The sequence below is a fragment of the Variovorax sp. MSC1_012 genome (genome assembly GCF_023667525.1).
Classification (GTDB): Bacteria; Pseudomonadota; Gammaproteobacteria; order Burkholderiales; family Burkholderiaceae_C; genus Variovorax; species Variovorax beijingensis_B.
In genome coordinates, this window is sequence record NZ_CM174443.1 from 4,608,191 (window position 1) to 4,620,058 (window position 11,868).

General features: G+C 68.5%; 10 protein-coding genes. 4 read left to right on the plus strand and 6 right to left on the minus strand.

The genetic code is table 11. The annotated features are described in order from the left end of the window. Entirely contained in the window at positions 1 to 2,349 is a 2,349-nt protein-coding gene (locus tag L1081_RS21625; protein WP_489414005.1) for a bifunctional salicylyl-CoA 5-hydroxylase/oxidoreductase, read from the minus strand. Between the two features lie 155 nt (positions 2,350 to 2,504). Between L1081_RS21625 and L1081_RS21630 the strand changes: the two genes are divergently transcribed. Continuing rightward, entirely contained in the window at positions 2,505 to 3,773 is a 1,269-nt protein-coding gene (locus L1081_RS21630; RefSeq protein WP_489414006.1) for a class I SAM-dependent methyltransferase, read from the plus strand. A 12-nt stretch (positions 3,774 to 3,785) separates the two neighbouring features. Continuing rightward, positions 3,786 to 4,109, plus strand: a complete 324-nt coding sequence (locus tag L1081_RS21635) for a DUF1840 domain-containing protein (protein WP_145739360.1) — start codon at positions 3,786 to 3,788, stop codon at positions 4,107 to 4,109. A gap of 112 nt (positions 4,110 to 4,221) precedes the next feature. Here L1081_RS21635 and L1081_RS21640 read toward each other — a convergent pair whose 3' ends face one another. Further along, the gene (locus L1081_RS21640; protein ID WP_489414007.1) at positions 4,222 to 5,238 is read right to left on the minus strand and encodes a tripartite tricarboxylate transporter substrate-binding protein; all 1,017 of its coding nucleotides are present in this window, start codon (positions 5,236 to 5,238) and stop codon (positions 4,222 to 4,224) included. A gap of 63 nt (positions 5,239 to 5,301) precedes the next feature. Next, positions 5,302 to 6,228: a LysR substrate-binding domain-containing protein gene (locus L1081_RS21645; protein WP_489414008.1), complete on the minus strand. Its 927-nt coding sequence runs from the start codon at positions 6,226 to 6,228 to the stop codon at positions 5,302 to 5,304. Between the two features lie 116 nt (positions 6,229 to 6,344). Between L1081_RS21645 and L1081_RS21650 the strand changes: the two genes are divergently transcribed. Continuing rightward, on the plus strand, positions 6,345 to 7,106 hold the full coding sequence (locus L1081_RS21650) for an SDR family oxidoreductase (RefSeq protein WP_489414009.1): 762 nt from the start codon (positions 6,345 to 6,347) through the stop codon (positions 7,104 to 7,106). A gap of 3 nt (positions 7,107 to 7,109) precedes the next feature. On the opposite strand, the gene L1081_RS21655 is transcribed toward L1081_RS21650, so the two are convergent. From L1081_RS21655 to L1081_RS21665, 3 genes are read right to left on the minus strand one after another with little or no spacing between them, the layout of a single operon-like run. Then, positions 7,110 to 7,532 (minus strand): MarR family transcriptional regulator, encoded by a 423-nt coding sequence (locus L1081_RS21655; protein WP_489414010.1) that lies wholly within the window; start codon positions 7,530 to 7,532, stop codon positions 7,110 to 7,112. A 13-nt stretch (positions 7,533 to 7,545) separates the two neighbouring features. Then, positions 7,546 to 8,508 carry a transketolase C-terminal domain-containing protein gene (locus tag L1081_RS21660; RefSeq protein WP_489414011.1) on the minus strand — a complete coding sequence of 321 codons (963 nt, stop codon included), beginning with the start codon at positions 8,506 to 8,508 and terminating at the stop codon, positions 7,546 to 7,548. Further along, positions 8,499 to 9,512: a thiamine pyrophosphate-dependent enzyme gene (locus L1081_RS21665; protein WP_489414012.1), complete on the minus strand. Its 1,014-nt coding sequence runs from the start codon at positions 9,510 to 9,512 to the stop codon at positions 8,499 to 8,501. Before L1081_RS21665 ends, L1081_RS21660 begins: the two co-directional genes overlap by 10 nt. A 214-nt stretch (positions 9,513 to 9,726) precedes the next feature. Here L1081_RS21665 and L1081_RS21670 point away from each other — a divergent pair, with 214 nt between their 5' ends. After that, on the plus strand, positions 9,727 to 11,844 hold the full coding sequence (locus L1081_RS21670; RefSeq protein ID WP_489414013.1) for a TonB-dependent siderophore receptor: 2,118 nt from the start codon (positions 9,727 to 9,729) through the stop codon (positions 11,842 to 11,844). Positions 11,845 to 11,868: the final 24 nt, after the last annotated feature.

An 11,868-nucleotide genomic window follows, 5' to 3' on the forward strand; every position in this document is an offset into this window, starting at 1 on the left:
TCAGTGCGCCTCCTCGCTGCTTTGCGCGGCCATCGCTGCATTGGCGGCCGCCGCGAGCTGCTGCTGCTTGGCGATCTCGCGGTACATCTGGTCGCGCCCGCTCAGGTACTGCCTGGGCCAGTCGACGTCGCGGCTTTGCAGCTTGGCGGCTTCGTGCAGGGTCCATGCGGGGTCGGCAAGGTGCGGGCGCGCAATGGCGCAGAGGTCGGCGCGGCCGGCCGCGATGATGCTGTTGGCCTGGTCGGCGTCGGTGATGGCGCCCACCGCGATGGTCGAGATGCCGACCTCGTTGCGGATGCGGTCCGAGAACGGCGTCTGATACATGCGGCCATACACCGGCTTGGCGGCGCGCGTGGTCTGGCCGGAGGACACATCGATGAAGTCGGCGCCGGCTTCCTTGAAGAGGCGCGCCACCACCACGGCATCGGCATCGGTGTTGCCGCCGGGTGCCCAGTCGTGCGCCGAGATGCGCACGCTCATTGGCTTGTCTTGCGGCCAGGCGGCGCGCATGGCGCGGAACACCTCGAGCGGATAGCGGCAGCGCGCTTCGATGCCGCCGCCGTATTCGTCGGTGCGCAGGTTGGTGAGCGGGCTGATGAAGGCCGACAGCAGGTAGCCGTGCGCGCAGTGCAGCTCGAGCCAGTCGAAGCCGCATTCGGCGGCCCGGCGCGTGGACGCCACGAACTGGTCGCGCATGGCGTCCATCTGCTCGTGCGTCATGGCGGCCGGCAGCTGGTTCTGTTCGCCGTAGGCCACCGCGCTGGCGGCCAGCAGCGGCCAGTTGCCGCTTGCCAGCGGCTCGTCGGTGCCTTCCCAGCCCACGCGGGTCGAGCCCTTGGGACCGCTGTGCCCGAGCTGCATGGCGATCTTCGCGCTCGACTGCGTGTGCACGAAGTCGACGATGCGCTTGAACGCGGCCTGCTGCGTGTCGTTGTACAGGCCCGTGCAGCCGGGGGTGATGCGGCCTTCGGGCGCCGGGCTGGTCATCTCGACGAACACCATGGCGGCGCCGCCGAGCGCGCGGGCGCCCAGGTGCACCAGCAGGAAGTCCTGCGGCACGCCGTCGACCGCGCTGTAGGTGGCCATCGGCGACACCAGGATGCGGTTCTTCAGCGTGAGGCCGCGCACCTGCAGCGGCATCAGCATGGGCGCAACGGGCTTGCCGCCGGCGAGCCAGCGCTCGTAGCCGCCGAGCCACTGCGTGTCGCGCACGCGCAGGTTCTCGTGGCTGATGCGCTGCGAGCGCGTGAGCAGCGAATACGCGAACTGCTCGATCTGCATGCCGGTGTAGCGCGGCACGTTCTCGAACCATTCGGTGGAATTGCGCGCGGCGTTCTGGATCTTGAGCACCTCGACGCTGCGGCGCGCCTCGTAGCCCTCGAGCACATGGTCCACGGTGCCGCCGCGCTCGAATTCGTTTGCAAGGTCGATGGCGTCTTCCAGCGCAAGCTTGGTGCCCGAGCCGATCGAGAAGTGCGCCGTGTGCGCCGCATCGCCCATCAGCACCACGGGCACCGAGCGGCCCTCGACATCGATGCGGTGGGTCCAGCGCTCGCACACCACGCGCGGAAAGCGGATCCAGTTGGCCGAGCCGCGCAGGTGCGTGGCATTGCTGATGAGCGAATGGCCGCCCAGGTATTTGGCGAACAGCTTCTCGCAGAAGGCAATGGCCTCGGGCTGCTCCATCTGGTCGAGGCCGTGGGCCTTCCACACCGCCTCGGGCGTTTCGACGATGAAGGTCGAGGTCTTGTCGTCGAACTGGTAGGCATGGGCCTGGAACCAGCCGTGCTCGGTCTGTTCGAAGGCGAAGGTGAAGGCGTCGAAGGTCTGGTGCGTGCCCAGCCACACGAAGCGGCAGTTGCGCAGGTCGATGTCGGGCTTGAACACGTCGGCATAGCGCTGGCGGATGCGGCTGTTCAGGCCGTCGCTCGCAATCACCAGGTCGGCGTTGTACTGGGCGGCGATCGCCTGGTCGTCGGTGGCGTCGGTTTCGAAGACCAGCTTCACGCCGAGCGCGAGGCAGCGCTCCTGCAGGATGTTCAGCAGCCGCTTGCGGCCGATGCCGCAGAAGCCGTGGCCGCCCGAGCGCACCTGCCGGCCCTTGAAGAACACCTGGATGTCGTCCCAGTGATGGAACTCGCTGCCGATCAGCGCCGCGGTCTCGGCGTCGGCCGCGCGCAGGTTGGCGAGCGTCTGGTCGCTGAGCACCACGCCCCAGCCGAAGGTGTCGAAGGGGCGGTTGCGCTCCACCACGGTGATCTCGAGGGCGGGGTTGCGCGCCTTCATCAGCAGCGCGAAGTACAGGCCCGCGGGGCCGCCGCCGATGCACAGGATGCGTTGAAGGTCCATGGCGGGTGCGGCAGAGGAGCCGGCGGTTAGGCTGTTCATGATTGAATAGTTTAAGCATAAACAATCTGGTGTCAACGGGACCATCCCCAGCGGGGTACCCCGGGTGCTGCGGGCGGCATGCAAAAAACTGAAAAACTCAATACCATCGCTTCACCATGCAAAGCTTGATACCCAAGATCGAGTCGCAGCTTGCGTCGCTGCCCGTGCCCATCGCGCTGGAACTGCCTGATGGTCGGAGAGTTGCCAAGCCGGGGTCGCGCGTCACCCTGGCGTTCAGCGAGTGGTCGGCGCTGGCCAAGCTGGCGGCGCACCAGGTGGGGGCCATCGGCGAGGCCTATGTGGAAGGCCGGGTCCAGATCGAAGGCGCGATGCGCGACCTGATCGATGCCACGGTCGGCATGCTGCCGGGCAATCCCGCGGAGACCAACACCACCTGGTGGACCCGCCTGATGCGGCTGGCCAAGTCCCACAACTCGCATTCGCTGCACAAGGATGCCGAGCAGATCCAGTTCCACTACGACGTTTCCGACGACTTCTACGCGCTGTGGCTCGACCCGCGCCGGGTGTATTCGTGCGCCTATTTCCGCACCCCCGGGCTGACGCTGGCGCAGGCCCAGGAGGCCAAGCTGGACCACATCTGCCGCAAGCTGCTGCTGCAGCCCGGCGAGCGCTTTCTCGACATCGGTTCCGGCTGGGGCGGGCTGCTGCTGTGGGCGGCGGAGCACTACGGCGTCGACGCCACAGGCATCACGCTGTCGAAGAACCAGCATGCGCACGTGCAGCGCCTGATCGAGGAAAAGGGCCTGCAGGGCCGCGTGCGGGTGGAGCTGCGCGACTACCGCGAACTTTCCGCCGACGCGCCCTTCGACAAGATCTCGTCGGTCGGCATGTTCGAGCACGTGGGCGCGGCCAACATGCCCACCTATTTCCGCAAGATCCATTCGCTGCTCAAGCCCGGCGGCCTGGTGCTGAACCACGGCATCACCTCGGGCCAGCTCGACTACCGCCAGCTGGGGGCGGGCATGGGCGACTTCATCGAGAAGTACATCTTTCCGGGCGGCGAACTGCTGCACGTGACGCACGTGCTGCGCGAGACGGCGGCCGCGGGCCTGGAGATGGTCGATACCGAAAGCCTGCGCCCGCACTATGCACGCACGCTGTGGGCCTGGTCCGACGCGCTGGAGTCGCAGCTCGACACGGCGCGCGAAGTGCTCGCGCGCGCGGGCGGGCGCCAGGGCGAGAATGCCGAGCGCATTCTGCGGGCCTACCGCCTCTACCTGGCGGGCTCGGCCATGAGCTTCGAGCAGGGCTGGATCTCACTGCACCAGATGCTTTCGACCAAGCCCGACGGCCGGGTCGAGCATGGTGTTTTGCGCGGTTCGCAATCGGTGTACCCTTTTGCCCGTGACTACATCTACAAATGAGTGAGAACAACCATGCTGTACCGATTCCAGTCCCGGGCCTCCCCTGACTTCGTGATGCTGGAGGTGCATGCCCGCCAGCTGTTCGACATCGTCGGCAAGGCGCCTGCGCCGCAAGGCATCATCACGCTCGAGCAGATTCCCGGCGCCATTGCAGCGCTCGAATCCGCGCTGGCACGCGAGGCCAGCAATCCGCACAACCACGACGACTACGCCGTCGAAGGCCATGCCAACGAGGCCGAGAAGCAGCACGTGGGCCTGCACCAGCGCGCAGCCCCGCTGCTCCACATGCTCAGGGATTCCCTGGCCGACAAAAAAGACGTGACCTGGAAGACCTGAGCGCCTGTCTTTTCATTTCAAGGAGCGCCGCGGAACCGGCTTCGCCGGGCCGCAGGCGCTGCCCCCTGCAAGGGGGAGGGAGAAGCGACACGAAGTGCGCGAAGCCTGGGGGTTAGTCCACTTTCGCGCCGGAGTCCTTCACCACCTTCGCCCACTTCACGTGCTCGCTGGCAATCAGCTTGGTGAAGTCGGCAGGTGAATTGCCGCTCGGGATGGCGCCCTGGGCGAGCATCTTTTCCTTGATGGCGGGCGTGCCGAGCGACTTGGCCACTTCCTGCTGGATCCGGTTCACGATCTCGGGCGAGGTGCCGGCCGGCGCCAGCAGGCCGAACCACGAGCTCGCCTCGAAGCCCTTGAGCGCCGGGCCGCCCGCTTCCTCGACCGTCGGGACGTCGGGCAGCGCCGGTGAGCGCTTGGCGCTGGTCACGGCCAGGGCCGTGAGCTTGCCGGCCTTGATCTGCGCCATCGACGAGGGCAGGTTGTCGAACATGACGTCGGCATTGCCGCCCACCAGGTCCAGCAGCGCCGGCCCCGAGCCCTTGTAGGGGATGTGGGCCATGAAGGTGCCGGTCATGCTCTTGAAAAGCTCGCCTGCCAGGTGGATGGAGGTGCCGCTGCCGCTCGAGGCCATGTTGAGCTTGCCCGGGTTGGCCTTGGCGTACTTGATGAAGTCCTGCACATTGTGGATGTTCAGCGCCTTGGCCTTATCGGCGTTCATTTCCATGACGTTCGGCACGGCCGCCACCAGCGTGATCGGCACGAAATCCTTGATCGGGTCGAACGGCAGCTTGGGATAGAGCGCACGGTTGATGCCGTGCGTGCCGACCGTGCCCATCAAGAGCGTATAGCCGTCGTTCGGCGCGCGCGCCACGAGTTCGGCGCCCACGTTGCCGCCCGCGCCCGCACGGTTGTCGACGATGAATTGCTGGCCGAAGGCCTTCGACAGCTCGGGCGCGACGGCGCGCGCCAGGATGTCGGTGGTGCCGCCGGCCGCGAAGGGCACGACGATGCGCACCGGCTTGTTCGGCCAGGTGTTCTGGGCCCAGGAAGGGGTGGCCGCGAGGGCAATCACTGCGGCGGAAGCGGCCAGCGCGGCGCGGCGGTTCGTCTTGAAGTTTGAAGAAGTCATGCGGGCGTTTGTACAGGGGAACCACCGCGCGTGTGGCGGGTAAAAACCCCGTGGGCATGCCGGCTATGCCACCTGCATTCGCTGCGCGAAACGCTCGCTGCGAAAACGCTCGAGCACGAAATCGATGAACACGCGCGTCTTCGCGGGCAGCAGCTTCTTGCTCGGGTAGTAGAGCCAGACCGCGCCCGCGTCGAAATGCCACTCGGGCAGCAGGCGCACCAGCTCGCCGCTGCGCAGGCCGCGTTCGACGAAGGGCATCGGCAGCATGGCCACGCCGAGCCCCATCAGCGCGGCATGCGCAATCGCTTCCGGATCGTTGAAGATCGCGCGCGGCCGCGGCAACTCCACCGTGGCCTGGTTGCCGCTCGCATGCTGCAGCGTCCAGCTGCGAAGCCGGCCGGTGGGCGAGGAGCGGCGCAGCAGGGCGTCGAGCTGCGCCAGTTCCGCGGGCTGCGCCGGCAGCGTGCGCCCTGCCAGGTAGCCCGGTGCGGCCACCGCCACCACATGGATGCGCGCCAGTTCGCGCGCCACCACGCCGGGCGACAGCTCGATGCCGCCGCCGATGGCCGCGTCGAAGCCTTCGCCCACCAGGTCCACCTGCTGGTTGTCGAAGTGCCAGTCGGGCAGGATGGACGGATATCGCGCGAGGAAGTCGCCCATCATCGGCAGCACATGCTCGCGGCCGAAGGCCTGGCCCATGCTCACCTTGAGCGTGCCGGCGGGCTGGCCGTCGTCCTGCGACAGGCCGGCCACGGCGTCCTGCAGCGTGGCCAGCGCCCCGCCGATCTGGCCCAGGAAACGCTCGCCGCCCTCCGTCAGCGTCAGGCGGCGCGTGCTGCGCTGGAACAGCCGCACGCCCAGCCGCGCTTCGAGCCGCGCGACGTTCTTGCTGACCGCGGCCGGCGTGAGCCCGAGCCGTCGGGCGGCGGCCGAGAAGCTGCCGCTTTCGGCGCTCTGCACGAAGGACTGGAGGTGATTGAGCGGTTCCATGGGCCTATTTTCAACCAATGGTTGAATTTGATTGGACCAATTGATGGCTACCGGAACGGTAATGGAATCCCGACACTGAAGCTCTTCCACCTCACAACCGATAGGAAACCATCACCATGGCACTCAGCAAATCCACTTCCCCTGTGCTCACGGGCAAGGTCGCTTTCGTCACCGGCGGTTCGCGCGGCATCGGCGCCGCCATCGTGCGCCGCCTGGCCGAGGACGGCGCCGCCGTCGCCTTCAGCTATGCCAGCTCCGGCGCGCCGGCCGATGAACTCGTGCGCAGCATCGAGGCCGAGGGCGGCCGTGCGCTGGCGCTGAAGATCGACAGCGCCGATGCCGCCGGGCTCACCGCCGGCATCGACGAAGCCGCGCGCAAGCTCGGCCGCATCGATGTGCTGGTCAACAACGCCGGCGTTTTCCTGCCCGGCACCCTCGATGACTTCTCGCTCGAGGATTTCGACCGCACGCTGGACATCAACGTGCGCGCCGTCTTCGTGGCGGCCAAGGCCGCCGTGCGCCACATGGGCGAGGGCGGGCGCATCATCAACATCGGCAGCACCAATGCCGAGCGCATGCCTTGGCCCGGCGGCAGCGCCTATGCCATGAGCAAGTCGGCGCTCAAGGGCCTGGTGCAGGGTCTCGCGCGCGACCTCGGACCGCGCGGCATCACGGTCAACAACGTGCAGCCCGGCCCGGTCAACACCGACATGAACCCGGTCGACGGCCCGAACGCCGCCGCGATGCACGGCCTGATGGCGCTGGCCCGCCACGCGCGCCCCGAGGAAATCGCCGGCATGGTGGCCTACCTTGCGAGCCCGGAAGCCGCTTTCGTCACCGGCGCCAGCCTCAACATCGACGGCGGTTTCGCGGCCTGATGGCTATCCGGCGCGCTGGACGGCGGCAATGAGCTTGTCCAGGGTGGCGTCGAGGCGGGCGAGCTCGTCGGCCGCGATGCCCTCGAACAGCGCGGCCTCGCGCTGCCGGCCCAGCATGCCGACGGTTTCGTGCAGCGCCTTGCCGGCCGCCGTCAGGTAGAGCCGGCTGCGGCGCCGGTCGGTGGGGTCGCCCAGGCGCTGCACGCGCTTGTGGCGCTTCAGGCCGGCCAGCGCGCGGCTCACCGCCATCTTGTCGAGCCCGGTGAGATCGGCGATCTGCGTGGCATTGAGCCCCGGCTGTGCGCCAAGCACCGCCATGGCGCGCCATTCGTTGAGCGTGAGATGGTGCTCGCGGCCCACCTTCTCGTGAAAGGGCCGCGCCGTGAGGTTGACCACCCGCACCAGCTTGAAGAACAGCGGGTCCATGGCGCGGCGCGGTTCAGCCTAGCAGTTTTCTCGCCGCGGCCGCGATGGCTTCGGGGCCGACGCGCGATTGCGCCTCCAGCACCGGCGCATAGCCGACCGGAATGCGCGGCGCGCCAAGCCGCGCCACGCGGCAGCCCGCGGCCTCCGCGGCGCTAGCGGCAATCTCGGCGCCGAAGCCTGCGACCTGCACCGCCTCGTGCACCACCAGCAGCCGCCCGGTGCGCGCACACGATGCGAGCACCGTCTCGCGGTCCCAGGGCCAGAGCGTGCGCAGGTCGATCAGGTCGACCGCGATGCCTTCGGCCGCCAGCGCGTCGCAGGCCGCGGCGCAGGCCTGCATCTGCCGGCTCCAGCTCACGAGCGTGAGCGCATTGCCTTCGCGCACGCGCCGCGCCTTGCCGAGCGGCACCGCGATGTCTTCGTCGACCTCGCCGCGCAGGCCCCAGAGCGTCTTGTGCTCGATGTAGACCACCGGGTCGCCGCATGCGAGCGCGGCGCGCAGCAGGCCGTAGTTGTCCTGCGGCGTCGACGGGCTCACCACCACCAGGCCCGGCAGGTGCGCGAACCAGGCCTCGAGCGATTGCGAATGCTGCGCGGCCGAGGCGTCCCAGATGCCGCCGGGCATGCGCGCCACCAGCGGCACGCGGCCCTGGCCGCCGAACATGAAGCGGTTCTTGGCGGCCTGGTTCACCAGCTCGTCCATGCCGCAGAGCGCGAAGTCGACCACGCGCATCTCGACCACGGGCCTGAGGCCCGCGAGCGCCATGCCCACGCCGGCGCCCATGATCGCGGCCTCGCTGATCGGTGCGTCGATCACGCGCTCGTCGCCGAAGGCCTGCTGCAGGCCCTTGTACTGGCCGAAGATGCCGCCGCGGCCCACGTCCTCGCCGAGCACGATCACGCGCGGGTCGGCCTGCATCTCGCGCTGGAGCGCGAGCACGGCGGCTTCGGAATAGCTCAAATCCTTCAATGCCATTGGCCTGCCCCGGTGGTCTGCACGTCGGTGTAGGCGGCTCCGGGCTCGGGCCAGGGCGCTGCCTCGGCGATGGCGAGCGCGGTATCGACCTCGTCGCGCGCCGCGTTCTCGATGGCGTCGAGCGCGGCCGCGCCCACGCCGGCTGCGAGCAGGTGCCCGCGTGCCCGCGCGATCGGATCGGTTTCGAGTGCGGCAGCCAGCTCCGCCGGATCGCGGTAGGCCGCAAGGTCGACCGACACATGCCCCTTCACCCGGTAGGTCAGCGCATGCAAAAGCCGCGGTCCGCTGCCGCCGCGCACTTCGGCGACCAGCCGCGCGGCGGTTTCGTGCACCGCGAACACGTCGTTGCCATCGACCTGCGTGGCCGCGATGTCCATCGAGGCGGCGCGCGCCGATGCGCCCTCGCCCGCCGTCATCGGGCCGCTCGCGGTGGTGGCGCTCCAGCGGTTGTCCTCGCAGACGAAGAGCACCGGCAGGCCGTACACGCGCGCCCAGTTCAGCGCTTCGAGGAAAGGTCCGCGGTTGATGGCGCCGTCGCCGAAGAAGCAGACCGTGATGTCATTGCCCTTTCCGAGCAGCTTCTGCGCATGCGCCGCGCCCACCGCAATCGGCAGCCCCGCGGCCACCACGCCGTTCGCGCCCAGCATGCCGACCGAGAAGTCCGCGATGTGCATCGAGCCGCCCTTGCCGCCGTTGAAGCCGGTGGCCTTGCCAAACAGCTCGCACATCATGCGGGCGAGGTCGGCGCCCTTGGCCAGCGTATGGCCGTGGCCGCGGTGCGTGGAGGTGAGGTAGTCGCTGGCCCGCAGATGAGCGCAGACGCCCGCGGGCACCGCCTCCTGGCCGGTCGACAGGTGCAGCGGTCCGCGCACCTTGGCGGCGCCGGCGGCCTGCTGGCCATAGGCGCTCACGCCGCCCTGGCTCGCGGTTTCGGCGGCGTTTTCGAAGGCGCGGATGCGCACCATGGCGCGGTACAGCGCCGTGCCTGAATTGCTCGGGTCCATCGTGTCTCCAGCGCCCTTGACGGGGGCGTTCCGGCAAAAATCGTATCAAGCGTGACGACATGGCGTCACAGTGCTTACCCCCTGCCTCTCTTCAATAAGGATGATTTGAGAATGATTCTCAAGTGCATCGGTAGAATGGCGCCCCCGTTCGCACGATTCTTTCTCCGGGTGCTGCTCGCGTCGAGCGACGCAGCGCCCGCCCTTGCCTTTCTCCATGCACAAGCTTTTTCTGGCAACGCCTCTCGCGCTCGCGGGGACCTTCTCTTACGCGCAAGCCAACGATCCAGCCGCCGCCGAGGCGCGCGGGCAGCTCGGCACCGTCACGGTGGAATCCAGCGCGACCACCGGCTTCGTCGCCAACACGGTGGAGGCCGGCACCTTCCGCGGCGCCGGCATCATGGACGTGCCCGCCACGGTCAACACCGTCACGCGCGAGGTGCTGGAGCTGCAGGGCGCGGCCAGCATCTACGAGGCGTTGCGCAACACGGCCGGCGTGACGCGCCAGCAGAACGGCGGCGACACCTTCGACCAGCTCGTGATCCGCGGCATCGCGGTGGAGAACCGCACGAACTACCGGCTCAACGGTTCGCTCGCGATTCCCAACATCTCCGAGATTCCCATGGAGAACAAGGAGCGCGTCGAGGTACTGAAAGGCGCATCGGCGCTCTACTACGGCTTCACCACGCCCGCGGGCATTGTCAACCTCGTGACCAAGCGCGCGGGCAGCACGCCCGTGAGCACCGTCGGCCTCACGCTCGACGACCGCGGCTCGGCGCAGGCGCTGGTCGACCTCGGACGGCAGTTCGGCGACCAGAAGCAGTACGGGCTGCGCATCAACGCAGCCGGCGGCCGCATCGGCTCCAGCATCGACAACGTGGACGGCCACCGCAGGTTCGTGTCGGCCGCGTTCGACTGGCGCGTCAACAGCCGGCTCACCCTGAAGGCCGACGTCGAGAACTACCGCAAGCGCATCACCGAGCAGGCCGGCATCACCCGGCTCGCGGCCGTCAACGGCGTGATCGCGCTGCCCGCCCTGCCCAACCCCGACAAGCTGCTCGGGCCGCCGTGGGCCGTGTTCGACGCCGAGGTCACCAACACGCAATTGCGCGCCGACTATTCGCTCGGCGACAACTGGGCGCTGACCGTGGAAGCCGGCCACTCCGAAGCCGAGCGCGACCGCCGGCTTGCAAGCTTCAGCAACTACAACGTGCTGACCGGCGCCGGCCGCATCACCGGCAACGACCAGAGCCTGAAGCAGACCTCGGACCTGCTGCGCACCGAGCTGTTCGGCACCTTCTCGACCGGCAGCGTGCAGCACGAACTCACGCTCGGCGCTGCGCGCAGCAAGAAGACGCAGGACCCGATCTTCCAGCGCAACTACGGCGGCGCCAGCACCGTGCAGAACCTGTACAACCCGGTGCCCATCGGCTATTTGCCGCTGACGGCGCGGCCGACCCGGCCCACCACCGGTGCCCAGGAGAGCGAGGAGCTCGGGCTCTATGCGCTCGACCGCATCACCTTCTCGCCGCAGTGGCAGCTGGTGGCCGGCCTGCGCCGCACCCACTACGAGAGCACGCAGGGCGCGAGCGCCACGATCCCGTCGCTCGCCTACGACGTGCGCAAGACCACGCCGCTCGCGGCGCTGAGCTACAAGTTCACGCCCGCGCTGGTGGGCTACGTCTCCTATGCGCAGGGCGTGGAGGAAGGCGAGATCGCACCGGCCGGCACCGCCAACCAGAACGCCCACATGCCGCCCGGCGTGAGCAAGCAGAAGGAAATCGGCCTGCGCTGGCTCACCGACGGCGGCATGCTGCTGTCGGGCGCGCTGTTCGACATCGAACGCCCCGGCGCCTACACCAACAGCGCCAACACCTTCGTGGCCGATGGCCGCCAGCGCTACCGCGGACTCGAAATTTCGGCGCAGGGCCGCCTGACGCGCGCGCTCGCCTGGCAGCTGTCGGCCCAGTCGCTCGATGCCGAGTTCCGCGGCATCAACGCGCAATACAACGGGAAGATGCCCGAGAACACCGCCAGGCAAACGGCCAGCGCCTTCCTCTCGTACGACATTGCCGCGGTGCCGGGCCTGTCGGTCAACGCGGGCGCCTACTACACGGGGCGCCGGCCGGTGGACGACCTGAACCAGGCCTTCATCGGCGGCAATACCCTCTTCGGCCTGGGCGCGCGCTACGTGACGCAGCTGTTCGGCAAGCGCACGCTGTGGCAGGTCAATATCGACAACGTGGCCGACAAGCGCTACTGGGCGGCGGCCGGCACGCGGCTGGCCGTGGGCGCGCCACGCAGCATCAAGGCGACGCTCAAGGTCGATCTTTGAACGCATCCGCAACAAGGCGGCAGC